The 26,184-nt window shown below is 49.1% G+C and carries 25 protein-coding genes; 14 read left to right on the top strand and 11 right to left on the bottom strand.

Annotated elements, in window-relative coordinates:
• Window positions 1-9: 9 nt before the first annotated feature.
• The 5 genes from coaE to ispB form a co-directional block, all read right to left on the bottom strand.
• Window positions 10-663: a dephospho-CoA kinase gene (gene coaE, locus H8K29_RS07670; RefSeq protein WP_186897073.1), complete on the bottom strand. Its 654-nt coding sequence runs from the start codon at window positions 661-663 to the stop codon at window positions 10-12.
• Entirely contained in the window at window positions 663-1,526 is an 864-nt protein-coding gene (locus tag H8K29_RS07665; RefSeq protein ID WP_186897072.1) for an A24 family peptidase, read from the bottom strand. The genes coaE and H8K29_RS07665 overlap by 1 nt, the downstream gene beginning before the upstream one ends.
• A complete protein-coding gene (locus H8K29_RS07660) occupies window positions 1,526-2,752 on the bottom strand; it encodes a type II secretion system F family protein (RefSeq protein ID WP_186897071.1) in 1,227 nt (408 codons plus the stop codon). Before H8K29_RS07660 ends, H8K29_RS07665 begins: the two co-directional genes overlap by 1 nt.
• 15 nt (window positions 2,753-2,767) lie before the next feature.
• Window positions 2,768-4,507 (bottom strand): type IV-A pilus assembly ATPase PilB, encoded by a 1,740-nt coding sequence (gene pilB / locus H8K29_RS07655; protein ID WP_186882809.1) that lies wholly within the window; start codon window positions 4,505-4,507, stop codon window positions 2,768-2,770.
• Between the two features lie 249 nt (window positions 4,508-4,756).
• Window positions 4,757-5,737, bottom strand: coding sequence for an octaprenyl diphosphate synthase (gene ispB / locus H8K29_RS07650; protein WP_255423295.1), 981 nt, complete (start codon window positions 5,735-5,737; stop codon window positions 4,757-4,759).
• Between the two features lie 274 nt (window positions 5,738-6,011).
• On the opposite strand from ispB, the gene rplU reads away from it, so the two are divergent.
• The 4 genes from rplU (at window position 6,012) to proB (ending at window position 9,217) form a co-directional block, all read left to right on the top strand.
• Window positions 6,012-6,323 carry a 50S ribosomal protein L21 gene (gene rplU, locus H8K29_RS07645; protein ID WP_186882810.1) on the top strand — a complete coding sequence of 104 codons (312 nt, stop codon included), beginning with the start codon at window positions 6,012-6,014 and terminating at the stop codon, window positions 6,321-6,323.
• Between the two features lie 43 nt (window positions 6,324-6,366).
• Complete coding sequence (gene rpmA / locus H8K29_RS07640) at window positions 6,367-6,624, top strand: 50S ribosomal protein L27 (protein WP_186897070.1); 258 nt, start codon at window positions 6,367-6,369, stop codon at window positions 6,622-6,624.
• A gap of 149 nt (window positions 6,625-6,773) precedes the next feature.
• A complete protein-coding gene (gene obgE, locus H8K29_RS07635) occupies window positions 6,774-7,886 on the top strand; it encodes a GTPase ObgE (RefSeq protein ID WP_186897069.1) in 1,113 nt (370 codons plus the stop codon).
• Between the two features lie 212 nt (window positions 7,887-8,098).
• Complete coding sequence (gene proB, locus H8K29_RS07630; RefSeq protein ID WP_186897068.1) at window positions 8,099-9,217, top strand: glutamate 5-kinase; 1,119 nt, start codon at window positions 8,099-8,101, stop codon at window positions 9,215-9,217.
• Window positions 9,218-9,261: 44 nt separating this feature from the next.
• On the opposite strand, the gene H8K29_RS07625 is transcribed toward proB, so the two are convergent.
• Together H8K29_RS07625 and H8K29_RS07620 are read right to left on the bottom strand one after the other, a co-directional pair.
• A complete protein-coding gene (locus H8K29_RS07625) occupies window positions 9,262-9,795 on the bottom strand; it encodes a CNP1-like family protein (RefSeq protein ID WP_186897067.1) in 534 nt (177 codons plus the stop codon).
• A 3-nt stretch (window positions 9,796-9,798) separates the two neighbouring features.
• On the bottom strand, window positions 9,799-10,374 hold the full coding sequence (locus H8K29_RS07620) for an RNA pyrophosphohydrolase (protein WP_186882815.1): 576 nt from the start codon (window positions 10,372-10,374) through the stop codon (window positions 9,799-9,801).
• A gap of 216 nt (window positions 10,375-10,590) precedes the next feature.
• Between H8K29_RS07620 and H8K29_RS07615 the strand changes: the two genes are divergently transcribed.
• On the top strand, window positions 10,591-12,327 hold the full coding sequence (locus H8K29_RS07615) for a proline--tRNA ligase (protein ID WP_186897066.1): 1,737 nt from the start codon (window positions 10,591-10,593) through the stop codon (window positions 12,325-12,327).
• A gap of 135 nt (window positions 12,328-12,462) precedes the next feature.
• The gene (locus H8K29_RS07610; protein ID WP_255423306.1) at window positions 12,463-13,059 is read left to right on the top strand and encodes a lytic transglycosylase domain-containing protein; all 597 of its coding nucleotides are present in this window, start codon (window positions 12,463-12,465) and stop codon (window positions 13,057-13,059) included.
• A gap of 133 nt (window positions 13,060-13,192) precedes the next feature.
• Here the strand turns inward: H8K29_RS07610 and H8K29_RS07605 are convergent, their stop codons facing one another.
• Together H8K29_RS07605 and ffh are read right to left on the bottom strand one after the other, a co-directional pair.
• Window positions 13,193-13,522, bottom strand: a complete 330-nt coding sequence (locus H8K29_RS07605) for an SWIB/MDM2 domain-containing protein (protein WP_186882817.1) — start codon at window positions 13,520-13,522, stop codon at window positions 13,193-13,195.
• A gap of 246 nt (window positions 13,523-13,768) precedes the next feature.
• Window positions 13,769-15,136: a signal recognition particle protein gene (gene ffh / locus H8K29_RS07600; protein ID WP_186882818.1), complete on the bottom strand. Its 1,368-nt coding sequence runs from the start codon at window positions 15,134-15,136 to the stop codon at window positions 13,769-13,771.
• 391 nt (window positions 15,137-15,527) lie between these two features.
• Between ffh and H8K29_RS07595 the strand changes: the two genes are divergently transcribed.
• The 7 genes from H8K29_RS07595 (at window position 15,528) to H8K29_RS07565 (ending at window position 24,255) form a co-directional block, all read left to right on the top strand.
• The gene (locus tag H8K29_RS07595; protein WP_186897065.1) at window positions 15,528-16,676 is read left to right on the top strand and encodes an ABC transporter substrate-binding protein; all 1,149 of its coding nucleotides are present in this window, start codon (window positions 15,528-15,530) and stop codon (window positions 16,674-16,676) included.
• A 115-nt stretch (window positions 16,677-16,791) separates the two neighbouring features.
• Window positions 16,792-17,937 (top strand): ABC transporter substrate-binding protein, encoded by a 1,146-nt coding sequence (locus H8K29_RS07590; protein WP_255423294.1) that lies wholly within the window; start codon window positions 16,792-16,794, stop codon window positions 17,935-17,937.
• A gap of 259 nt (window positions 17,938-18,196) precedes the next feature.
• Complete coding sequence (locus tag H8K29_RS07585; RefSeq protein WP_186897064.1) at window positions 18,197-19,168, top strand: ABC transporter substrate-binding protein; 972 nt, start codon at window positions 18,197-18,199, stop codon at window positions 19,166-19,168.
• Window positions 19,169-19,283: 115 nt separating this feature from the next.
• A complete protein-coding gene (locus tag H8K29_RS07580) occupies window positions 19,284-20,102 on the top strand; it encodes an ABC transporter permease (protein ID WP_186897063.1) in 819 nt (272 codons plus the stop codon).
• Window position 20,103: 1 nt separating this feature from the next.
• Window positions 20,104-20,901: an ABC transporter ATP-binding protein gene (locus H8K29_RS07575; RefSeq protein ID WP_186882823.1), complete on the top strand. Its 798-nt coding sequence runs from the start codon at window positions 20,104-20,106 to the stop codon at window positions 20,899-20,901.
• A 53-nt stretch (window positions 20,902-20,954) separates the two neighbouring features.
• Window positions 20,955-22,757 (top strand): ATP-binding protein, encoded by a 1,803-nt coding sequence (locus tag H8K29_RS07570; RefSeq protein ID WP_186897062.1) that lies wholly within the window; start codon window positions 20,955-20,957, stop codon window positions 22,755-22,757.
• Between the two features lie 148 nt (window positions 22,758-22,905).
• Window positions 22,906-24,255, top strand: coding sequence for a sigma-54-dependent transcriptional regulator (locus tag H8K29_RS07565; protein ID WP_370527150.1), 1,350 nt, complete (start codon window positions 22,906-22,908; stop codon window positions 24,253-24,255).
• A 39-nt stretch (window positions 24,256-24,294) separates the two neighbouring features.
• Here H8K29_RS07565 and H8K29_RS07560 read toward each other — a convergent pair whose 3' ends face one another.
• On the bottom strand, window positions 24,295-25,083 hold the full coding sequence (locus tag H8K29_RS07560; RefSeq protein WP_186897061.1) for a type IV pili methyl-accepting chemotaxis transducer N-terminal domain-containing protein: 789 nt from the start codon (window positions 25,081-25,083) through the stop codon (window positions 24,295-24,297).
• A 300-nt stretch (window positions 25,084-25,383) separates the two neighbouring features.
• The gene (locus H8K29_RS07555) at window positions 25,384-25,953 is read right to left on the bottom strand and encodes a YIP1 family protein (RefSeq protein WP_186882826.1); all 570 of its coding nucleotides are present in this window, start codon (window positions 25,951-25,953) and stop codon (window positions 25,384-25,386) included.
• A gap of 1 nt (window position 25,954) precedes the next feature.
• On the opposite strand from H8K29_RS07555, the gene H8K29_RS17920 reads away from it, so the two are divergent.
• Window positions 25,955-26,086, top strand: a complete 132-nt coding sequence (locus H8K29_RS17920; protein ID WP_255422764.1) for a hypothetical protein — start codon at window positions 25,955-25,957, stop codon at window positions 26,084-26,086.
• Window positions 26,087-26,184 lie beyond the last annotated feature (98 nt).

The following is a 26,184-nucleotide window of genomic DNA, read 5'->3' as shown; positions in this document are numbered from 1 at the left end:
TTTTTGTTCTTATCGGGAATTATCTGATGACGCTATTTTGTGATGATTATTTATTGATAATTTTGCCAGAGATGCATAGTGTTCATGCAATGCACGGACTTCGGCTTTTACTGAACTCAGATCGCCGTCATTAAAGATAAGATCGTCCGCAGCTTCTTGTCGTTGCTGGCGACTTGCCTGGGCTCGCATAATGGCGAGAACCTGTTCCGCACTTAAATTATTTCGTGCCATCACTCGGTGAATCTGGGTTTGCTCTTCACAGTCAACAACCAGGATACGACTCACCTTGTTGCGCCAGGTTGTTGATTCGATGAGTAAAGGAACGACAAAAATAAGATAAAGACCAGTTGCCAGGCTGGCAGCTTTTTCGGTTTCCTGACGTATCAGAGGATGAAGGATATTTTCTAACTTTTGTTTTTTGCCGCTATCGGCAAAGACCAGCTCACGCATCCGTGCCCTATCCATGGCGCCATCGTCAGTCAGATATGCATCGCCAAATTGTTCTCGTATCACTGGCATGGCGATGCCACCTGGTTGGGTCAGTTGATGTGCGATGACATCGGTATCAATAATACTTGCGCCAAAGTCGGCAAACATATTGGCAATGGTTGTTTTTCCACTGCCTATGCCGCCCGTCAGACCAACCGTAAATCTCTCAGACATCAGAAGGTACTCAGGTACATGGCTGATAACTGTTTTCCCCAGAATAAAGCAATCAACCCGGCACCTGCGAGGTAAGGCCCAAAGGGAAGTGGGGTATTTTTTCCCATTTTTGACATGATGATCAGAGCAATACCAACAGCTGCACCGACAACGGACGACAGTAAGATGATCACAGGCAGCATACTCCAGCCCATCCAAGCTCCGAGTGCTGCTAACAATTTGAAGTCGCCATACCCCATGCCTTCTTTTCCAGTCGCCAATTTAAATATCCAGTAAATTGACCACAGAGATAAATAGCCTGCCACTGCACCTATGACTGCTGAAGGTAATGAGGTGAACGTGCCATTCAGATTGACCAATAAGCCCAGCCAGAGCAATGGCAGTGTCAGGTCATCCGGTAGCAATTGCGTATCCGCATCGATCAGTGTCATCGCAATCAGGAAGTAAGCAAAAAACATCGCCGATAAACCTGCAATGCCGCTGCCAAAGTGCCAGATCATGCCTGCGCTCAGTAAACAAGTGAATAGTTCAACGAGCGGATAGCGAATGGAAATCGGTGCTTTACAACCCGTGCATTTCCCGCCGATGACCAGGTAGCTGATGATGGGAATATTCTCAAGTGCAGTAATTTTATGTCCGCAATGAGGACAAGCCGAGCGCGGTATGGTCAGGTTATAAGGTTCTTGATGAGGTAATTCCTGCCCGGTTTCATGCGCAACGTAGTTATCGGACTCTCGCTGCATCATTTTTGGCAGGCGATAAATAACCACATTCAGAAAGCTGCCAACTAACAACCCGAATATGCCTAATATGACCATACTCAGTACATTTCCGGGTTGTGCAAAAAAAATTTCTTCTAACATCAGACGACTGCACCCAGTTTGAAAATAGGCAAATACATCGCGACGACCAGACCGCCGATAATGACACCCAGAATCACCATGATCAGGGGCTCCATTAAGCTGGATAAAGACGCAACGGCCTCATCGACTTCTTCCTCGTAGAAATCAGCTACTTTCCCCAGCATGTTATCGAGTGCCCCCGATTCTTCGCCGATGGCAACCATCTGCGTTACCATCGTCGGGAAAACATTTGAATTTTGCATTGCGACAGTCAGACTGGTACCGGTGCTGACTTCCGTCTGAATTTTTATCGTAGCGTCAAGATATACAGCATTACCGGCAGCGCCGCCGACGGAATCCAGCGACTCAACCAGGGGAACGCCGGCAGCAAACATGGTTGCCAAAGTACGAGTCCAGCGAGCAATCGTTGCTTTTCTGATCACTGCACCGAAAATAGGGGCTTGCAACAGTAGTCTGTCCATGGTGCGCTGCATTTGTAAGGAGCGTTGCCAAGTCTGGAGGAAAAAGTAAATGGAGCCAAATAGTCCGCCGAAAATCATGTACCAATACTTCACAAAGAAATCGGATATCGCCATCACGACTAGTGTTGGCGCGGGGAGATCGGCGCCGAAACTTGTAAACACCTCTTTAAATGCAGGAACTACCCAAATCATGATCACCGCTGTCACGATAAAAGCGACCGACAGAATGGCAACCGGGTAGGTCATCGCGGACTTGATTTTTTTCTTTATTGCTAGGGTTTTTTCTTTGTAAATAGCCAAACGGGTCAGCAAATCTTCCAGAATACCGGCTTGCTCACCAGCGCCAACCAGATTGCAGAACAGCGGATCAAAATACAAAGGAAATTTTCTGAATGCCTGATTCAGACTGGTCCCTGTTTCTACGTCGCCACGTATATCCTGTAACAACTTGGATACTGATGGATTTGCATTTCCTTTGGCGACGATATCAAATGACTGCAATAGTGGTACACCAGCTTTCATCATGGTCGCAAGCTGGCGTGTGAATAAGGTGATGTCCGCATCCGTAATTTTTTTACCTGAGCTATAAGTTTTTTTCTTTAGCTTGGTAACCAGAATGCCCTGACGCCTGAGAGTTGCATTGACGATAGCCTCTCCGCCTGCGCGCAATTCTCCTTGCACTGTTTTTCCGAATTTATCTTTACCTTCCCAGGCATAGAGAACATCTTTGGTTTTTTTTATAGGTTTGGCGGAATTAGTTGCCATGTAACTGCTCTCCGATTATTCGTTAGTACATCCAAGTACTTCTTCCAGACTGGTTAATCCTTGCCGCACTTTCAGCAATCCAGATTGGCGCAAATTGCGTATTCCTTCAAGCTGTGCTTGTTCTTCAATTTCCATGGCACTGCCATTATTTAAAATAATGCGCTCAATCGACTCGGAAATTGGCATGAGCTGATAGATGCCGACGCGTCCTTTGTAACCATTCCCATTGCAGCGATCACATCCAACGGGTTCGTAAGGCTTCCATGTCCCGTCCAGATCTTCTTCTTTAAAGCCGGCCGCAAGCAGTACTTCATCCAGTACTTCCGCTGGGCGTTTGCAAGTGCAGAGGCGACGTGCCAGACGCTGTGCAGTAATGAGAATGACCGATGACGCAATATTGAAGGGCGCTACGCCCATGTTCATCAGGCGTGTCAGGGTAGATGGGGCATCATTTGTATGCAACGTTGAAAATACCATGTGGCCGGTTTGCGCAGCCTTGATCGCAATATCTGCCGTTTCCAGATCACGGATCTCACCGACCATGATGACGTCCGGATCCTGACGAAGGAAAGACTTTAGTGCTGCAGCAAAAGTGAGGCCGGCTTTATCGTTCACATTGACCTGATTCACGCCTGGTAAGTTAATCTCAGCAGGGTCTTCGGCTGTGGAAATGTTGATGCCCGGTTTGTTAATTACGTTCAGACAAGTATACAAAGATACCGTTTTACCTGAACCGGTCGGGCCGGTCACCAACACCATACCGTAAGGACGCTGAATCGCATTCATCAGCGTTTCTTTTTGATCCGGATCGTAACCCAGTGCATCGATTCCCATTTGCGCTTGCGATCCGTCGAGAATACGCATAACGATCTTCTCGCCGAACAGTGTTGGCAACGTGCTTACACGAAAATCGATGGATTTATTGGCGTTCAGAACCAATTTCATCCGGCCATCCTGAGGTATTCTTTTCTCAGAGATATCGAGCTTGGAAATAACCTTGATGCGGGATGACAGCTTATCCTTGATCGCCAGCGGCGGCTGGGCAATTTCCCTTAGTTCACCGTCAACCCTGAAACGAATCCTGTAGAATTTTTCAAAGGGTTCAAAATGCAAATCGGATGCTCCCAGGTTGATGGCATCGACCAGCATTTTTTGCAAGAATTTGACGATAGGTGCGTCATCAACCTCATTGGCCTGGGCATCTGCCGCTGCCGCAGCAGCGGCTTGACCTAAGTCTTCTTCTTTAAAGTCCAGATCGAATTCATCGCCAGACAGGTCGTTCAGGCTCTGCTCTGATGTTTTACTGATTTTTTCCAACATTTTCAGCAACGCATCATGCTGCACCATGATGAGTTCTATGCCCAGGCTGGTCTGAAATTTAACCTGATCGAACGCTGAGTTGTTGGTTGGGTCTGAAACCGCCAGTGCCAGTTTGTTTCCTTTTTTTGCGATAGGAACAAGGCGCTGCGTTTGCATGAGCTTGGGATCAACTAATTTGTCCGGTATCAGACTCTCATTGATTACCGATAAGTCCATTAGCGGGTAGCCAAAAGTTTCAGAGCAAAACGTGGCAAGGTCACGCGGACTGATAATGTTGCTTTGCAATAGCCCATCGATAAAACGTGTTTTGTCTATCTGAGTCTTTTTTACTATCGTGTCTGTTTGTGCTGCTGTCAGCAAATTGCCTTGCATTAAAGCTCGGGCAAGTCCTGGGGTTGTTACTTGCGGTGCAGTGTTTGGTGGAGCGGCAGACATAGTGACTTATGGGTTAGGTTTGCAAAAAGAATGAATTGCTTTGCGATGATGCAACTGAAGCCCTTTTTTGTAAAGGCATGCTACTTTTTTTTACATCTGAGCTGCATTCAGCCAACGGAACTGTTGTCTTTGTGTGAAAGTACGCGACAAAAATACTGCTGAACGCAGGAGAGTCTGCTAATAAATCGAGGCAAGCACATTTCTGTGATTGCCTCGATTGAAACTCTGCTTAAATGAGATTTTTTAAGTTCAGTGATTGCGTTGAACGGCAAACTGACTCAAAGTGAGAAGTGCCTCTTTGTATGGAGATTCTGGTAAATGCGTGACTGCGGCTGATGCTTTACGCGCTGCTTCCACCGCTTTTTCTTTAGTGTAATTCAGTGCGCCGGATTGCGTAATCGCATGTAAGATTTTATCGAACTGTGATTCATCACCTTGTTCTATACATGTGCGAACCAGTTCTTTTTCTTCGGCCGTACCATTTTTCATGAGATAAATCAGAGGCAATGTTGGTTTGCCTTCACGCAAATCATCACCAACATTTTTCCCGATTTCTTCTGCGTTTCCTGTGTAATCGAGCACGTCGTCGATTAATTGAAATGCGGTGCCTATGCTGCGACCATATTCTGCGGCCGCTTCTATCTGTTCTTCATTTGCCCCTGCAATAAGAGCGCCAACTTTTGCTGATGCTTCGAATAACTTGGCTGTTTTTGAGCGTATTACTTGTAAGTAACGATCTTCCGTCACATCCGGATCGTGCATATTGAGTAGTTGCAGCACTTCACCTTCAGCGATCACGTTGGTGGCGTCGGCAACAACTTGCATAATCGGAACGCTGCCAACAGACACCATCATCTGAAATGCGCGTGAATGTAAAAAATCGCCGACAAGCACGGATGCAGCGTTACCAAACAGTGCGTTGGCAGTCTGGCGACCACGGCGCAGCGACGACTCATCAACAACATCGTCATGCAGCAAAGTTGCCGTATGAATAAACTCAATAGTTGCTGCCAAGTCGTGGTGGTTTTTCCCTTGATAGCCGTAAGCGTTCGCAATCAGCAGTACGAGAACGGGACGTAAGCGTTTTCCACCTGCACTGATAATGTACTCAGCAACCTGATTTACCAGAGGAACGTCAGAATAGAGCTGTCGGCGAATAACATCGTTAACCGCAGACATATCCGCAGTAATCACGTCGGTAATAGGGTTTGGGTTTGCAGTGGCAGACAAGGGGGAATCCTGCTAATTAATTCAAGACCGCGAGATTATACGACGACAAGATTAAATTTGCGCTGTAAGCCGGTACGCAATACATCTGTTTTCTCGTTTCTTATTGAAATTCCTCAAACCGTTTTCATTCGTGAGGTTTTCTCTGCTGAAAAAATATGCAAATTGTTTTTGACGCAAAGTCTAAGTCTATGTATAATTTGGGGTTTTCCCGAATTCCCAGGTCGTTTTTGAAGTGCGGGAGAAAATCCCTTTTATTTATTTGATGAGGTTTCACATGTACGCGGTCATAAAAACCGGCGGCAAACAATATAAAGTTGTCGCTGGTGAAAAACTTAAAGTAGAACAGATACCTGCAGACATTGGCTCCGAAATCACCATTGATCAAGTACTCGCATTGGGTGCTGGAGAAACAATTAAATTTGGTACTCCATTGGTCGCAGGTGCTACGGTGCTGGCTAAGGTAGTAGATCACGGTCGTCACGACAAAGTACGTATTTTCAAAATGCGTCGTCGTAAGCATTACCAGAAGCGTCAAGGCCACCGCCAAAACTACACTGAATTGCAAATCGTATCTATCAACGGCTAATCTCTCGATTACCTGTTAATTACCTGTATCAAGGAGCTATTAAATGGCACATAAAAAAGGCGGCGGCACCACGCGCAACGGCCGTGACTCAGAGTCAAAACGCTTAGGCGTTAAAGTTTACGGCGGTCAGGCTATCAATGCTGGCGGTATCATTGTTCGTCAACGCGGCACACGTGTTCACCCAGGTGAAAACGTTGGCATGGGCAAAGATCATACTTTGTTCGCGCTGATTAACGGTAAAGTACAGTTCGCAATCAAAGGTGCTTCCAAGCATCAATACGCGATTGTAGTTGCAGCTTAAGTTTTGAAGTAATTCAAGCTAAGGCGCAAGCCAGTATGACGAAAAGGCTCTGCCATTGGTAGAGCCTTTTTAGTTTCGAGAAATCCTGTATAAATCGTTTGTTCCATCTGGGTAGCAAAGATTTATACAAGCTTTTTTAGGTGGTAAAAATGAAATTTATTGACGAAGCCAGAATTGAAGTTATTGCCGGCGATGGCGGTAATGGGGTTGCCTCTTTCTGTCGCGAAAAATTCCGCCCATTTGGCGGCCCTGACGGCGGCGATGGTGGCCGTGGCGGCAGTATCTGGGCGGTTGCTGATCGTAATATCAACACTTTGGTTGATTATCGCTATTCGAAACTGCACAAGGCAAAAGACGGTGAAAATGGTCGTGGTGCAGATTGCTATGGCAAAGGCGCGGATGACATTTTTCTCCGCATGCCAGTCGGCACCTTAATCGCAGACCGTAACACAGACGAAGTGATTGCTGACTTGACCGAGCATGGTCAGCAAGTGGAGCTGGTTAAAGGTGGTGAAGGTGGATGGGGAAATATCCACTTCAAAACATCTACCAATCGCGCCCCACGTCAGCGTACCGAAGGTAAAGAGGGTGAACGTCGTGAATTGCGTCTCGAATTGAAAGTGCTGGCAGACGTTGGTTTGCTGGGATTGCCTAATGCGGGTAAATCCACGTTCATCACGGCGGTATCAAACGCACGCCCTAAGATTGCCGATTATCCATTTACGACTTTGCATCCGAATCTGGGTATGGTGCGTGTCAGCCACGAAAAGAGTTTCGTGATTGCCGATATTCCTGGTTTGATCGAAGGTGCTGCGGATGGCGTCGGTCTGGGTGTGCAATTTCTGAAGCATTTGCAGCGCACTGGCTTGTTGTTGCACATTGTTGATCTGGCGCCATTTGACGATAATGTTGACCCAGTTAAAGATGCGAAGGCTCTGATCAAAGAGTTACGTAAATACGATGAGAGCCTTTACGACAAGCCGCGCTGGCTGGTATTGAATAAGCTGGATGTCCTCAGTGAAGATGAGCGTAAGAAAAAAGTCAAAGACTTTGTCAAGCGTTTTGGCTGGAAAGGCCCGGTATTTGAAATCTCCGCGTTGAATCGCGAAGGTTGCGAAGATCTGGTCATGGCGATTTACAAAGACATCGAAGAGAAGCGTACACAAGAGCAGCGTTCACAAGAAACACAGATGAAAGAAGAAGCGCAGGGCATTTTATCCATTGATCCGGATGATCCTCGTTTTAAAGTCTGGGACGAATAATCAAAAAAGCCTGAATTTCAGGCTTTTTTTTCGCCTGCTACTTTGTAAGACATTCAAAAAATGATTTCCTGATTCGTATTGAAATAATATTTTTTCAGGATATTGGTATGAAAAGAAAAGATAAGTCTGAATTTAATTTAGTTTAATGCGATTAAGTCCACATAAAGTATAATTTAAGACTTTCCTCCCCATCGACTTTGGTTTTACTCTTTATGCATTCTGTGATCCAGCAAGCCAAACGGCTGATAATTAAAGTGGGTTCTTCACTAGTAACAAATGACGGCAAAGGTATCGACAAGGTAGCGATAGAACGATGGGCTGTACAGATCGCCGCATTGCGACAAATGGGGAAGGAAGTTGTTCTGGTCAGCTCTGGTGCCATTGCTGAGGGGCGCCAGCGGCTGGGCTTTGAAAAACGACCGACAGGCATACATGAGCTGCAGGCTTGCGCCGCCGTGGGGCAAATGGGGCTTGCGCAAATATATGAAAGCAGCTTTCGGGCACATGACATTGGTACCGCACAGATTTTACTTACTCATGCTGATCTTGCTGATCGCGAACGTTATCTGAACGCTCGCTCGACCTTATTCACCTTGTTGCAATTCGGTATCGTTCCTATCATCAACGAAAATGATACGGTTGTGACTGATGAAATCAAGTTTGGCGACAACGACACCTTGGGTGCGCTGGTGGCGAATTTAATCGAGGCCGATGCCTTGATTATTCTGACGGATCAAAAAGGCTTGTATACCGCAGATCCTCGGAAAAATCCCGATGCAAAATTTGTACATGAAGCGAAAGCAGGGGATTTAACACTGGAGGCGATGGCCGGCGGAGCCGGCTCCAGCCTCGGTAGCGGCGGAATGCTGACCAAGATTCTGGCTGCCAAACGTGCAGCGAGTTCCGGGGCGCATACCGTGATCGCCTGGGGACGCGAAGAGAATGTGCTGGTCAGACTGGCGAACGGCGAAGCCATCGGCACGCAGCTGGTTTCCGATATGGCACCGATTGCGGCGCGCAAACAATGGCTGGCGGATCATTTGCAAACTGCGGGCACCATCGTACTCGATGCTGGTGCCGTACAGAAATTAACACGGGAAGGTAAATCCTTGTTACCGATCGGCATACTGGAGGTGAGCGGTGAGTTTGGCCGCGGCGAGGTGGTGACTTGTGTTGATGAAGCGGGGCGCGTTATTGCGAGAGGTTTGTCGAATTACGCCAGCGCAGACGCGCGGCGGATCAAGCGCCATCCTTCAGCTGAAATTGCAGCCATTCTTGGCTTTGTCGAAGAGCAGGAGCTGATACACCGCGACAACCTGGTTGTTCTGTAAAAAAAGGTGCCTGAGCACCTTTTTTTGTATAAGTCCCGCGTTTTTTAGCGATTAAACGGCGAGCGTTTCCCGTTTAATCGGTCCGTGATCATTGCCGCTTTTCCTGCAACCGTATTGCCGTCACACAAATACTCGGTGTATAAAACGTGGTGCTGCTTGTTGGCGCCAGCATTTGAAATTCTGTCCCACTCTTTACGTCGAGATGCTGACCAGGTGCCGTCGATGCGACCAAATGCGTACAGCTTTTTTTCATAAGTTTCGCAACGTATCGCTTCATAACTGACGTTTTTTGCACCATTGCTGCTGGTCGCGACCAAGGTGTAACGAACTGAATTATCTTTTTCAACAGAGACCGATTGCTTATCAATCGCGAAAATTTGCGTGCCACTGTTATAAAAAGGCAGCAGATTTTCTGATTTTGGTGCGGCTGGTAATTGCAATGCACTTTCCTGCCATCCTGTATTCACTTCATCGTCTTCCTGATCTGCTGCGTGCGTCAGCGGCAGATGCAATCCGGCTGCAATCAGCAGCAGTCCGAACAAGCCTTTGGCATAGCGGTGTTGATTGTCATGTGCCATAAATTATTTCGATTCTTCCTGTTCAGGTTTGTCCGGATTCATCAATTTTTCCGTGACCTTCGGCGTTTGTCGTTGCGAGCGCTGGCGCTGGGCTCCGGGGTGATCACTTCTGTGCAGATAACGGGATAACTCCTGTAACGCCAGTTGATAAACACCTCGTTTAAATTCAATCACCACATCCAGCGGCACCCAGTATTCATGCCAGCGCCACGCATCGAATTCAGGGTGGTTGCTGGCACGCAGGTTGATATCGCAATCACGACCCACCATGCGCAGCAAAAACCAGATCTGTTTTTGCCCACGGTAATGCCCACGAATTTCACGTTTGATAAAATGATCTGGCACCTCATAACGGAGCCAGTCACGGGTGCGGCCGATAATTTTGACATGTTCCCGCAACAAACCTGTTTCTTCTTCCAGCTCACGAAACATTGCCTGCTCAGGAGATTCGCCATATTTAATGCCGCCTTGCGGGAATTGCCATGAGTGCTCGCGCACGCGCTTTCCCCACCAGACTTGATTGTTGGCGTTAAGCAAAATTATGCCAACGTTAGGGCGGAAGCCTTCACGATCTAGCATGTCTAACCTCAAAACTTTCTGTGGCTAAACGGCTTGTCCCTGCAATTGAAAGCGTCGGTTACGTCAAAAAGCGAGCCCATTTAGTTCCGGGCAGCAGCCAGTCTGGCGAACAAAACGCGGTTTCCTTCATCAAATATGCAAAGAGTGGGCGCATTAGCCAGCTAATCCTTTAAAATTGAGTTGATTATAACCTTCCATTTAAAAAGAATCACTGTCATGCGAGCTACCCGATTTTTTATTTCTACACTTAAAGAAGCCCCTGCCGACGCTGAGATCGTCAGCCACAAACTGATGATGCGTGCCGGCATGATTAAACGTCTGGGATCCGGCATTTACAACTACATGCCTATGGGCTTGCGCGTGATTCGTAAAGTCGAAAATATCGTCCGCGAAGAGATGAATCGCGCCGGTGCGATTGAAATGCTGATGCCGGTTGTGCAGCCTGCCGAACTCTGGCAGGAAACCGGTCGCTGGGACAAAATGGGCCCGGAACTGATGCGCGTGAAAGACCGTCATGGTCGTGATTACATCATTCAGCCAACCTCGGAAGAAGCGATTACCGATGTCGTGCGTTCGGACATCCGTTCATATCGTCAGTTGCCAGTCAACTTCTATCACATTCAGACCAAATTCCGCGATGAACGCCGTCCGCGTTTTGGTCTGATGCGTGGTCGTGAATTTACGATGAAAGATGCGTATTCTTTTGATCGCGACGTTGATGGTCTGAAGAAGTCGTACCAGATCATGTTTGACGCTTACACCCGGATTTTCCAGCGCTTTGGCCTGCAATTCCGCGCGGTTGCCGCGGACAACGGTGCGATTGGCGGCTCTGGCTCGCATGAGTTCCATGTGATTGCAGAAACCGGCGAAGACGCGCTGGTGTATTGCCCGACATCGGATTACGCCGCCAATATGGAAGCCGCAGAAGCTGTGGCATTGTCGGCAACACGTCCTGCCGCGAGTGCAGCACTGACGAAAACAGCGACGCCTGGCAAAGCCAAGTGCGAGGACGTTGCCGCATTCCTAAATATTCCTTTGCAAAGCACAGTCAAATCGATCGTGCTCGCGGTGGATGATGAAGAAAAAGGCGAAGCTGGCAAACAAATCTGGCTGTTGCTACTGCGCGGCGATCACGAGTTGAATGAAGTCAAGGCCAACAAAATACCGGGTCTGGCCAATTACCGTTTCGCCACCGAAGCGGAAATCGTTGAATGGTTCGGCACATTGCCAGGCTACCTTGGCCCTATCAATACTAAAAAGCCGGTAAACATCGTCGCCGATCGTACGGTGGCGAATATGGCCGACTTTGTTTGCGGCGCGAATGAAGCGGATTTCCATTTCACCGGGGCGAACTGGGGACGTGATCTGCCAGAGCCGCTGGTGCTGGATATCCGCAACGTGGTTGATGGCGATCCTTCGCCTGATGGTAAAGGCGTGCTGGCGATACAGCGCGGCATTGAAGTTGGCCATGTATTCCAGCTTGGCACGCGCTATTCGCAAGACATGAAGGCCACATTCCTCGATGAAAACGGTAAACCACAATTGCTGCAAATGGGGTGTTACGGTATCGGTGTGACCCGTATTCTCGGCGCGGCAATTGAGCAGAATTTCGACGAAAAAGGCATTATCTGGCCAACCGCGATTGCACCGTTTGAAGTCGTGATCTGCCCTATGGGTATGGATCGCAGCGAGGCGGTCAAAGCAGAAACCGAAAAACTGTACACGGCGATGCTGGACGCTGGCATCGATGTGATTCTGGATGATCGCGGTGAACGCCCTGGTGCGATGTTTGCCGACTGGGAGTTGATCGGCGTGCCGCATCGCGTGGTGATCGGCGACCGTGGTCTGAAAGAAGGTAAGCTCGAATACGTCGGCCGTCGCGATACTGAAGCGACCAATGTTCCAGTTGCCGAGATGCTGGCTTTTGTTCAGAGCAAGCTGGTAGCGGCGTAAAGCGGCTAAATATACTGGGGGGAGTATCTTCAAGCCACCTTTTGTTTATTCAGACAATTGGCATGAAATGACAGATACTCCCCTTAAATCTTAATTTTTGAGAAGTTGAAAGCGATTTTGCTGTTGCCCCGATGGATGATCTTGCTGTTCAGTTTATGGACCGCATTGCTGTATGTCTTGCCGGCACATGCCGGTAATCAGAAAGAAGAAGCCATGGCGGATTCGGTTCGTCTCGCCTTGTCAAAAGCGATTTCTGACCCGCGTCCGCCCAAACCCAGCTTCAATACGATAGAAGAACGCATCAGCTATCTGCACTGGCTGGGCGAAATGTCGTCGCGCCTGAAAAAGCGGATACCCGATTATCAGACGCGCATCGAGTTGCTCGAAACGATATGGTATGAATCCAAACGTGCAGGGTTAGATCCTGCGATGGTGATGGGTTTGATGCAGGTCGAATCGGCATTCCGCAAATACGCCACCTCGGTGGTCGGTGCGCGCGGTTATATGCAGGTGATGCCCTTCTGGTCGCGCAGCATCGGCGATGGTGACGCGACCAAGTTATTTCACATGCAAACCAATCTGCGCTATGGCTGCTCTATCCTGCGGCTGTATATGGATATGGAAAAGGGCGATTTATATCTGGCGCTGGGGCGCTATAACGGCAGCCGTGGCAAGCCGGAATATCCGAATGCCGTACTGGCAAACTGGAAGAACTGGGAATTTAAGAAGTAAGCAGATATTTTCAGGTTTGAAAATAAAACCAGAAAACAAAAATGCCCGCGCGATGCGGGCATTTTTGTTTGGGATGGGACATTTGCTTCCCATAAAGTTTCCCAACGCAACTGCGGTTGCTATTCCTGAAGAATCAGGACAGGTGACCGGAAATGAGTTTTGTCATTTCAAACATGGAGACTTGCGCTTTACCACCGAAAACGGCTTTCAGCTTGTCATCTGCATTGATATTGCGTTTGTTTTCTGGTGCTTGCAGGTTATGCTTTTTGATGTATTCCCATACTTTTTTCGTCACTTCAGTACGTGGAATCGGTGCTGCACCGATCACTGCTGCCAGCGTTGGGGAAATCGTCATTGGCTTCATGAACGCTGCGTTTGGCTTGCGTTCTGCTGCTGGTTTAGCTGCTGCCTTTTTTGGTGCCGCGGCTGGTTTCGCTGCTGGTTTTTTTGCTGCTGTTGCCATAAATAGCCTCCTTCACAATTTTGTGGACGGAGCTTTGATCGTTTTGAAAAGCTCCTGCATTGCGTCACTTCACGCATCGCCCATAGTGGTGCGGTTTCCACGGTGATGCAAGTCTTTTTTGTGCGTTTTTTAAGAAAAAATGCAGGAAATGCTGCTTCGTTGGATTTCTATCCAAAAAAAAGCCGTATCAGCAGGGTTTTACCTCTGATACGGCCATTTTTTGTAACATCAGCTTACGTCTGAAAATCAGCGTTTTCCTGGCATCATTCCCTTCATTCCGCGCAGCATTTTCATCATGCCGCCACCGCGCAATTTTTTCATCATGGACTGCATTTGCTCGAATTGCGCCAGCATGCGGTTAACTTCTTGAATCTGCACACCGGCACCGGTGGCAATGCGGCGTTTGCGTGAGGCTTTAATCAGCTCTGGTTTCGCGCGTTCCAGCGGCGTCATGGAATTGATAATGCCTTCCATGCGGCGCACGGATTTTTCTGCCTGATCCATGTTCGCACCGGCGGCGGCCTGCTGCATTTGCGCTGGCAATTTATCCATCAGTCCGGATAGTCCGCCCATGTTCTTCATTTGCGAAATTTGCATTTTGAAGTCGTTCATGTCGAACTTGCCGCCGTCTTTGATTTTGTGCGCCAGATTCTGCGCAGCGGCGACGTCCATGCCTTTTTGCGCCGATTCGACCAACGCCATGATGTCACCCATGCCGAGCACACGGCTGGCCATGCGGGTCGCATCAAAGGCTTCCAGTCCGTCGAGTTTTTCTGCGACACCGACAAATTTAATCGGTTTGCCAGTCACGTAACGTACCGACAAAGCTGCACCACCGCGCGAATCACCGTCGAGCTTGGTCAGCACCACGCCAGTCAGCGGCAATGCATCATTAAATGCTTTGGCGGTATTGACGGCATCCTGCCCCAGCATGGCGTCAACGACGAATAAAGTTTCGATAGGCTTGACTGCGGCGTGTACAGCGGCGATTTCCTGCATCATCGCTTCATCAATACCAAGACGACCTGCGGTATCGATGATCAACACATCGTGGTAATGTTTTTTGGCGTAATCGAGTGCGGCTAAGGCGATATCGACAGGCTTCTGATCTGGTGTCGATGGGAAAAAGTCGGCACCGACTTGCCCGGTCACCGTTTGCAGCTGCCCGATCGCGGCCGGACGATAAACGTCGGCTGAAACGGTCAGCACTTTTTTCTTTTTCTGTTCGCGCAGATATTTGGCGAGCTTACCGACGGTGGTCGTTTTACCTGCACCTTGCAAACCCGCCATCAGAATAATCGCCGGTGGCTGGCAGGCAAAGCTGAGTTGCGAGGCTTCTTCGCCGAGATCGGCGCCCATCAATACGGCGAGTTCTTTCTGAACGATGCCGACCAATGCCTGGCCGGGAGTCAGTGAAGAGATAACTTCTTCGCCCATCGCTTTTTCTTTAACGCGGGCGATCAGTTCGCGTACTGCAGGCAAGGCAACGTCCGCTTCTAACAATGCCATGCGCACTTCGCGCAGCATATCGGCTGTGTTGGATTCGGTCAGTCTGGCTTCGCCGCGCATAGTCTTAACGACTTTGGCGAGGCGCTGGGTAAGGTTATCAAGCATAGCGAACGAGTAGAATTTCTTGAGTAAAAAGCAAATTGAGCGCAGTTGCCAGCCTGGCGCTTAACTGCCAGAGGCAAAACAATCCGCCATTTTACCTGATCACCGCAGTGGCTCTGCGAATTCATAGAAAAGCTTGTGGTTGAAATGCAGATGTTCCGTAAAATCAGAATGTTTACATGAACTATTCTGTAAAATCAGAAGAGATTCGTTTCTGTTGTGGATATTTCTTTGCTGACACAGATAAGCGTCACCGGTTTTTGCTTACATTTTTCCTGGGAATAAAATCTGCTTTGGCCTGATAATTATATTTCTTTATGGTAATTATTCTTGTTGTCTTTGCTGCGAAATTGTAAAAAACATAAGTCCATTGAAAAGCTGGAAATCAAATCAAATGAAAAAAAATCTATCGCGCCGTTTATTTGTTGTCGGTTTGCTCGCCGTCGGCACGTTCTTCTCCAGCTTGCATGCAAACGCAGAGGATGGCGTGACGGATTCCACTATCTTGCTGGGGCAGACGATAGGCGTAACCGGGCAAATTGCTGGGCCTGTTAAGGAAATGATGGCAGGTGCTGCCGCCTATTTTGCCTACGTTAATAAAAACGGTGGAGTACATGGCCGCAAAGTTGAAGTAAAGACGCTCGATGATAAATTTGATCCGGCGCTGGCACTGAGCAATGCCGATGCGCTGATCAAGAAAGAGCACGTGTTTGCGTTGTTCCAGAGTCGTGGTACACCGCATACACAGGCGATTCTGCCTTTGCTGGCAGAACATAAAATTCCATTGATTGCCCCTTCAACTGGCGCGGTGACATTTCATACGCCGGTCAATCATTACGTGTTTAATGTCCGTGCCAAATATCAGGATGAAGTGAAAAAAGCCGTTGAGCAATTTGCCACCATCGGCTTAAAAGATATTGTTTTAGTCCACGTTGACGACAGTTTTGGGAAAGATGGACTGGAAGGGTTCCAAAGCGCGATGCAGCAATTCAAGCTGAAACCGGTCTCCATCATTTCTTACGACAGAGCCAAACCGGATATTAAAGCGGTCGCTGCAAGCGTCGTTCAAAGCGCGGGCAAGGCCTTGATTCTGGTGACGTCTGGCACGACAACAGCTGAATTGATCAATGCCATACGTGATGCCGGCAGCGCGATACAGATCATGGCGGTATCGAATAATTCATCGCAGTCTTTTATTGATTCGCTGGGTAAACATGCGACTGGCATTATGGTGTCGCAGATCGTACCTGCACCGCATCTGTTGTCCAGCCAGCTGGGGCAAGAGTTCCGGCAAGTTACGAAAGAGCATCATGTAACTGAATCGTATGCCGCGATGGAAGGATTTGTCTCTGCCAAAGTGATGGTAGAAGGTTTGCGCCGTGCCGGTAAAAACCCCACAAGAGAGGGGCTGATCCGGGCACTGGAATCAATTAAACGCTTTGACCTCGGCGGGCTGACACTGACGTATTCAGAAAAAGACCACACTGGCAGCGAATTTGTGGAGCTGACCATGATTGGACGTGACAAGCGTTTCTTACGCTGATTCTTTTTATGATCCATCAGGATTTTGCGTCCTGTATGTGATTGAGTTTTTATATTTTTTGTTATGAGTTATGGAGCGCTGACGTCATAACCTGTTATTTTTTTCGGAGACTATTATGCGCAAAAAAAAAATGAATCATCTGATTGCCGGGCTCAGTCTGAGCGTGGTAACCCTCTTCGTCAGTACTATCGCTGCGGCTGAAGATGGTGTGACGGATTCGACGATATTGTTAGGACAAACCGTCGGTGTCACCGGCCCGATTGCCGGAGCTGTCAAAGAAATGCAGGCAGGTGCAAATGCCTACTTTGCTTATGTGAATAAAAACGGTGGAGTGAATGGCCGGAAAATTGAACTCATCACTCTGGATGATAAATTTGATGCGACCCAGGCCTATAAAAATGCGGAAACGCTGATTAAAAAAGACCACGTGTTTGCATTGTTCCAAAGCCGTGGCACACCGACGTCTGAGATTTTATTTCCACTGTTGAATGAACATAAAATTCCGCTGGTTGCTCCGAGTACTGGCGCGGTAGTGATGCATCAGCCTTTGCATCGTTACGTATTCAACGTGCGGGCGAAATATCAGGATGAGGTCAGAAAAGCGGTCGAGCAGTTTTCCACGATAGGCCTGAAAGAAGTCGGCATCATTCATATTGACGACAGTTTCGGACATGATGCTTTGGAAGGTTTTCGGGCGGCGGAAAACAGCTTTAAGCTGAAACCGGCGGCGATGATTAAGTTTGATCGTTTAAAACCTGATGTGGCTGCGGTGGTTCATGCGGTAAAGGCATCGAATGCAAAAGCCCTGATTATTGTCGGTGCTGCTCCCGTTACTGCGGATATCATCAAATCCTTACGTGCTGGCGGTAATACTGCGCAGATCATGACTTTATCTAATAACGCGACACAAGGATTTATTGATAGTCTTGGCCCGCATGCAGTGGGCATTATGGTGTCACAAGTGATGCCCGCACCGAATCTGGCGACGCAACTGGGTCAGGAATTCAAGCAGGTGACGAAAGGGACTACGGTACCAGAGTCTTATTCCGCGATGGAAGGCTTCGTGTCTGCGAAAGTGCTGGTCGAAGGCTTGAAGAAAAGCGGTCGCGGTCTGACGCGTGATGGCTTTGTGCGGGCGCTGGAATCGATGCATAAAAATGATATCGGCGGCATTTTGTTGACCTATGGTGAGAAAGATCATAGTGGCAGTGAATTCGTTGAATTGACGATTATCAATCGCGACAAGAAATTTTTACGCTGATCCTTTGAGAATCTACCTTCGTTTCTGTTTAGTCCCAGACGGGCTGGAAAGCGAAGGTATAAGTGATGCAACGCCGAATACAATGCTGGAGTCTCAGAAGATTCCGGCATTTTTTTCTGAATATTCAGACTGTTTGCGGCAAATTATTTACGGAGGTCTAATGGAATCAATTATTTACGTGAGTTGTGTTACTGGCACGATCTGTGCTGATAGATCCGTGTTGACATCAACGTTATCGAAAAAATCATAAGGAGATAGTATGTTGAAGAAAGTATTGACGATGGCCGCCGTGATTCCTCTGGCATTGGCTGGCAGTGCTCAGGCACAGGAAGTTGTCCGTCTCGGCAACCTCAAATTCGCCCATTATGGTGCGGTATCCTACATCAAAGAAATCGCACCGAAATGCGGTCTGAAAGTAGAAGAGCGCGTTTTTTCCAAAGGCCTCGATGCGATGCAGGCAGTGATCGCCGGTGAGCTGGATGTCGGCGCAGTCTCTTCTGAAGCGGCGATTTCTGGTCGCGCCAGCGGCACACCAATTTATGTGGTGGCTGGTTTTGCTAAAGGTGGAGCGCGCCTCGTCGCTCGTGCTGATCTCAGCGTAAAAACGGTCAAGGATCTGAAGGGCAAAAAAGTGGGTGTCACGCGCGGTGGCATTCAGGATATTTTGCTGGCTGCCGAGTTGTCGCAGAATGGGCTGACGTATTCCGATCAGCCAGGTAAAGATGTGCAGATTATTTACCTCGGTTTTCCTGATCTGAATCAGGCTTTGCTGGGTAAAAATATCGATGCGATGATGCAGTCTGAGCCTTACTCTTCACAGTCGATTGGTAAAGGCTTCGGTAAAGAGGTCATCAAACCTTACGATACTCCGCTGGGTGAACCAGTACGTGCGATGGTGATGACTGAGAAGTTTTACAAAGAGCGTCGCCCTGTCGCTGAAAAATTCATGCGTTGTTTCGTTGAAGCGACAAAAGCCTTCATCGACAACAAAGATCTGGCTGAAAAATATGTGCGCGAAAGTATGTTCAAAGGTCAGGTCAGCCACGAAGACTTTGTGAATGCGATAGGAAATTCACCTTACTCTTACGATATGTCTGTGGAGCATATTCAGGTCACGACGGATCTGATGCAAAAATACGGCATCGGCAAAATGAGCAAGCCGCCAGTGGCAAAAGAATGGGTCAAAACAGATTTGCTTGAGCAAGCGAAGAAAAGTCTGAACATTAAATAAGTACCGGTAAGCCCTGGTACTCCCGGCACAGCATCAGCCTGCAACATTCAGAACAGAAGCAAGTCTCTTGCTATTCCCTGACGCTGCTTCTGTTTCTCTTTTCTAAGGACAACAAATGAAATTCAAATGGCGTGAAATTGGCGCGGGTCTGATTGTGCCCGCCATCCTCATCGCGATCTGGCAAATCGTCACCAGCAATGGCTGGGTCAATCCGCAAGTATTGCCTTCGCCGGTGGCTGTGGTGAAAAAATGGATAGAGTATGCGTTACCGCTGGAAACGTACGACCCGGCGACCATGAGCCGTTTGTCATGGGCATTTTCCGGCGAACTGGTTCGTGACACCATCGGTAGTATGTATCGTGTGCTGGTTGGTTTTGTGGTCGGTGCCGGGCTTGCATTGCCGCTGGGGCTGGCGATGGGATCAAGCCAGCGCGTCTATGCCTGGATGAATCCCTTGATGCAGGTGTTGCGTCCGATTCCGCCGATTGCGTATATTCCTTTGTCTATCCTCTGGTTCGGACTCGGTAATCCGCCGGCAATTTTCCTGATCGCGATCGGCGCGTTTTTCCCGGTATTGATGAATACGATTGCCGGTGTGCGTCATGTTGACGGGATCTACATCCGCGCGGCCCGCAATCTCGGTGCCAGCCAGAGCACAATGTTTGTACGGGTTATGCTGCCTGCGGCTGTGCCGTATATTTTATCGGGGGTGCGTATCGGTATCGGTACCGCTTTCATTGTCGTGATCGTTTCTGAAATGATTGCGGTGAATAACGGTCTGGGTTTCCGGATTCTCGAAGCGCGTGAGTATTTCTGGTCGGACAAAATTATCGCCGGCATGATCAGTATCGGTATGCTGGGTCTGGCAATTGATCTGGCGATGAATAAATTAAATAACTATTTACTGCGCTGGCACCGTGGATTGGAGAACTGAGATGAATCCCACACATATCAAAGTGAATGCGGTCAATAAAATCTTCAAGACTGCAGACAAAGAAGTCGTCGCCCTGCGCGACATTAATCTGGAAATTCCTGAAGGGCAGTTTGTTTGTCTGCTTGGTCCTTCCGGTTGCGGTAAATCGACCTTGCTGAATGCGATTGCCGGTTTTTCTTTGCCGTCGTCCGGCAGCATTATTGCGAATGGAAAAACCGTGACTGAACCAGGCCCGGATCGCGGCATGGTGTTTCAGGAATACGCTTTATTTCCCTGGATGACCGTCGAGCAAAATATCGCTTTCGGACTGGAAATTAAAGGTATGGGAAAAGCTGATATCGCCTCACGCGTCAGCAAATTACTCGAGATGCTGGGTCTGGCCGATTTCAAACAGCGCTTTCCTAAAGATTTGTCCGGTGGTATGCGTCAGCGGGTTGCGATTGCCCGCGTGCTGGCGCTGGATTCACCGATCATGTTGATGGATGAGCCGTTTGGTGCGTTGGATGCACTGACCCGCCGTAATCTGCAGGATGAGTTGCTGCGTCTCTGGGCGGAGCTGAAAAAGACCATTATTTTTGTGACGCACAGTATCGAAGAAGCGATTTATCTGGCCGACCGGATTATCGTCATGACCTATCGTCCAGGCACCGTGAAGAAAGATATTCTGATCGACCTGCCACGTTTGCGTGACCCGTCTGCAGCTGAATTCAACGCCTTGAAACGTGAACTTGGACAGCTCGTCATGGAAGAGCAGCAGCGTCATCATAATGATGAACTGAAAATGGCTGCCGTCGATTAAACATGCCCGTCATGCCATCACTGTGATGGCAAAAGCAGGTTCTTGAATAACATATGAACTCTCATCAGCGCATCATTACTATGTGTCTCAGTGCGGCATGTAGTGTGGCGCTGATTTTTTTTGCGTATTTATTTTTCGCACAAAAAGAAAAAAGTGAAATCCGTCTGGCCGGGGACAGGCAACTGCAAATCATTGCATTGGATCTGGAGTCGGTGCTCGAGCGCTACGAGACTTTGCCGTACTCGATTTCGTATCTGCCGTTAGCCGCGCAGGTACTCGCGAATCCTGCTGACAAAGCGCTGGTGCAGCAATTAAATCTGACGCTGCAGGACATGCAGCAGCAGGCAAAAATTGCCGCGATTTATCTGATGGATGCGCAAGGTCTGACGATCGCTGCCAGCAATTGGAACAGTGCGCAAAGTTACATAGGAAAAAATTTCAGCTTCCGCCCCTACTTTCAGGATGCGATGGCGAAGAGTGGTTCGGCAGGCCACTTTTATGCGGTTGGTAACACCACCAGTATTCCAGGCTATTTTATTTCCCAACCGGTTTATGCGTCGGCTGCGCAACGCGGGCATAGTGCGCCTGTCGGTGTGATTACGGTCAAGATCAGTCTGGATGAATTTCAGAAATCCTGGCGCAGCAATAATGAACCTATTGCACTGACTGATCGCAATGGTGTGATATTTTTAAGTAACCGCAACGAATGGCGCTATCGCAGTCTGCGTTTGCTGGATAAAGATGTTTTAAACGATATTCAGGCGACCTTGCAATATTCCGGTAAGCCGGTTACGGCCATCAGTAGCCTGCCCAAAAAAGATCAGGCTGGATTTGGTGATTATCTGACGCGTCCGATTGGTCGTCTTGGCTGGCAACTGATGCTGTTCCCTGATGAAAGCAAGGTGGTGCAGGCAGGTGTGCAGGCGGCGGTGATTTCTATGTTGTTGCTGGTGCTCGCAGCGACCGTTGCCGGTGTTTATTATCAACGCCGACGCCGTATCGAAGAACGGCAGGCGGCGGCAATTGCTTTACAGCGCGCTGCTGATGAACTCGAATTAAAAATTGCGCAGCGCACCGGTGATTTAATGCTTGCGAATACGCAGCTAGAAGAGCAGTTCCATAAATTGCAGACGACAGAACAAGTGCTGCGTTCGACGCAGAATGAAATGGTGCAGACAGGTAAGCTGGCTATGCTGGGGCAAATGGCGGCAGGAATCACCCACGAATTGAATCAACCGCTGACCGCCATCCGCGCATTTGCCGACAACGCGGCGACTTATCTGCAGCGTGGCAAAACCGATGAGGCGGTAGCGAACTTGCAGCATATCAGCGACGCCAGCGCACGTATGGGTTCCATCATCGCTCAGCTCAAAGGATTTGCCAGAAAGAGCAGCGGGCAACTGGGCGCGGTCGATGTGTGTTCCGCCGTGCATGCGTCCATCGCGATGTTGCAGAGCGATATTGAGCGGCTCAAAGTAGAGGTACAACTGGCGATGCCAGAGAAGGTGCTGGTGCTGGGCGACAATGTGCGAATAGAACAGGTCTTGATCAACCTGCTCAGAAATGCGCTGGACGCGGTGGAAACCGCGGCAGTAAAAAAAATTGAAGTGCTGCTGGAATTAAATGACGCGCACATCAGCCTGCAGATTATCGACAGTGGCGCGGGTTTGCCGGAAGACGTGATTAGCCATTTGTTTGAACCGTTTTTCACCACCAAGCCCAGCGGTAAAGGCTTGGGCCTGGGGCTGGCGATTTCGTCTTCTATTGTGCAGGCGATGAATGGCAGCCTGCATGCGGGCAATCATATTCAGGGCGGAGCCCAGTTCGTGATCCGATTGCCCGTTTTGCCAGAATAACTTTGCAAGAATAATACTGGGGGGGAGTATATTTTTTTGTCCTTTGTTTTCCTTGAGGTTAGACCGAAAAAGTTAAAATAAGGGGGGAGTATCTGATTTTCCTGGCATTTGCAGCCAGGACGATCAGCGCTATTGAGAGGAATAAATTGTGTCAGCTTTGTCGGTTGTATTAATTGAAGATGAACAAGCCGTACGTCTGGCAACCACGCAGACGTTGGAACTGGGTGGCTTTACCGTCGCTGCTTTTGCCAGCGCAGAAGCGGCGCAGGCGCAATTGTCCGCAGGCTTTAGCGGGATCGTGGTGACGGATGTGCGCTTACCGGGAAAATCCGGGCTGGATTTACTGGCCGAGTTGGTCGCTGCGGATAAAGATTTACCGGTGATCGTGATTACCGGACATGGCGACGTCAGCATGGCGGTAGAGGCGATGCGCGCCGGTGCGTATGATTTCATAGAAAAGCCATTCTCGGCCGAGCGCTTGCTCAATACCTGTTTGCGCGCGCAGGAAAAACGCCGTCTGGTGCTGGAAAATCAGCAACTGAAACAAACGCTGGCGAATCGTCCGGCGATGCCTGAGCTGATCGGGCAGTCCGCAGCAATCGAAAAAATCCGCCATTTCATCCGCAATATCGGGCCGACGCCTGCCGACGTGCTGATTCACGGTGCGACCGGCACCGGTAAAGAAGTGGTGGCGCGCCAGTTGCATCTGGCGAGTGGTCGGGCGGGCGCATTTGTCGCGATCAATTGCGGCGCACTGCCTGAATCCGTATTTGAAAGCGAAATTTTCGGACATGAAGCGGGCGCCTTTACCGGCGCGCAAAAACGTCGTATCGGCAAGCTTGAATACGCTAACGGTGGTACGGTATTTCTCGATGAAATTGAAAGCATGCCATTGGCGATGCAAGTCAAGCTGTTACGCGTGTTGCAGGAGCGCCGGTTGGAACGACTGGGCGGCAACAATCTGATCGAACTCGATTGCCGGATTATCGCCGCAACCAAAACCGATTTGCTGGCGCTGAGCGCAGAAAATAAATTCCGCGAAGATCTGTATTTCCGCCTGGCGATCGTGCATGTGTATCTGCCGCGCCTGAATGACAGACGCGAAGATATTCCCCTGTTACTGGCGCATTTTTTACAAGGCGCAGCACAGCGTTTTCAACGCCCGCTGCCGGAATGGAGTGCGGCCGAAATGCAGCTCTGGCAGCAACGCGACTGGGTCGGTAATGTGCGTGAATTACGCAATTTTGCAGACAAGCTGGTGCTAGGTGTCGCTGATATGCAGAGTCAGAACGAGAGTGAGTATGTGAACGAAAGCGCGACTGATAAACAGCCGCTGCCGGACGCGAACAGTCTGCCGAAAAAACTCGAGGCTATCGAAGCATCGCTGATCGCACAGGCGCTGCGTACGCATCAGTCGAATGTTGCGCTGGCAGCCGACAGTCTCGGTATTCCTAAAAAAACCCTGTACGACAAACTCAAAAAATATCAGCTGAATTAAGTGAGTGGCGCTGATAACAAAACCGGGCGCGCTTAGTATTTAGCTGAGTTGCTGATACAGGCTGGTGACTTTATCCATCTGTTCCAGAATGCGATCACTGCTGGTGGCAACATTGATGGCAGACTGATGCCGCGTTTTAGCATCATCCGCTTGTTGCAGGGCAAGGTCGAAAAATAGCCATTGTTGCTGCGCCAGTTCAAGCTCATCTTTAATTTTTGCAGTGTTGACTGGCGCGTTCTTCAGCGCGTTCTGGGCCGCGACGAATTCTCTGCGCGCGCTGTCGAGCAGAGTGCCGGCGTCGGCTGGCGCGATATTCCATTGTCGACCTAAATAAAGCTTGGCCATTTTCTGCGACAACATCCTTTGCCGACCGGCGAGGTTGACCCATTTGCCGCTGCTGTTTCCGGCAAGTTTTTCCAGCTGCAGCGTGCTGTCATCGGCCAGTTGCATCAGCTTGTCGCTCGATACGAGGATGCTTTTGCCATCGGTCTTGTTGGGTGTTTTCCCAACCAATAATTGTTTGTAATCGAGCCAGATTTTTTCGGCTTCGCTCAGGCGCGATTTGATGTCGGGATTCGGCGCGAAGGTCCGTAATTCCACCAGCTGGCGATCAAATACGGATAAGGACTGATCCAGAATTTTTCTGGCGTGTTCGGCATCGATATCCATGCCTAACTGCAAATAGGCTTTCGCCAGCCGCTGTGCCAGCATGCGCTGTCGCCCGGCTTTATTGATCGCATCACTGATGTTATTCACTTGTGCTGATGCCGGTAATATCAGTCCGCTGCTGAGGACCAGGCTGGTGAAGATGAAGGTTCTGCGTTTCATGATTGCTCTCCCGAATGACCCTGAGGATGCTAAGGGGTGGGTGAGTGCGCGTCTATTCGTCATTGGAACTAGACGCGGCAAGGCAAATGCCGGATACGGGGCGGCTTCCGGCTTATCAAGATACTCCGGGGAGTATCTTAACAGGCCTTTTATTGATGCCGACAATAAGGTTTTTTACGAAAAAAGAGGGGGGAGTATCTGGTAATGCGAAGCCGGACACGTAGGCTGAGATGCAGCATGTCCGGCATCAGGGGAAGGCGCTGACGAGCTAACGCGTGTTAGCCCGCGTAGCGGCAGGTTTTACCACATCAGTGGCAATGCGACGAAACTACAGAGCATGATCCAGACGATGCCACCGAAAGAGAAAATTTTGTAGCCCATGACTTGCGCGTCAACGGTATCTTCTAATTTCAAAATCGCATACAGGCCATGATACAGCACGCTGGCCGCCAATAGCAGACCCATAATCACGCAGGCGATCACCAGCCAGAGATCGGCGGATAACAAGCCCAGGCTGGATAACCACATCGGCACCGCAGTAATGCTGGCCAGCAGAAAACTATCCTGAAAGTCCATGGTCACCTGATGATCTTTCGCCAGCTTGCGAATCAGCCAGCCCATCAGCGGTACGGTCATTAATTCCATGACCAGAAAAACGGCAGCCACATCAAGCCAGCGCAGGTAAGGCGCATCAACCCAGTATAAGGCGGCATGATGGCTGCCCGCATACAGCAATGCCAGCGGTGGTATCAATGAGCATGGCAACACCAGCAACAGAAAACTACGGATCACAGAAGGGTGAATTTTACTCACCGTATCCCAGCCGCCATGAAATGAAAATGGCATTTTTCCCAGATTCAGCAGATTCATAATGTCTCGTCCTTATCCTTATTGTGCTTTGATGGATATCGGTGTCAGTCTGGCTGCTCACCAATCAGTGAACTCGTGCAGCGGGCATCCGCCAGGGGAATTACTGATGCACAGAATTTATACCAATGTATGAGATAAGCAGAGAAAGTCAAGGAAACGATAGGCTGTGCTGTTTGAAGAATCAGTCTTTGTGGGTAATCGTCGGCAATCATGCGCAACAAAAAAAAGCCA

Source organism: Undibacterium sp. CY21W, from assembly GCF_014284265.1.
In the GTDB taxonomy this organism is placed as follows: Bacteria; Pseudomonadota; Gammaproteobacteria; order Burkholderiales; family Burkholderiaceae_D; genus Undibacterium; species Undibacterium aquatile.
This window is presented reverse-complemented; position numbering and strand designations above follow the sequence as displayed.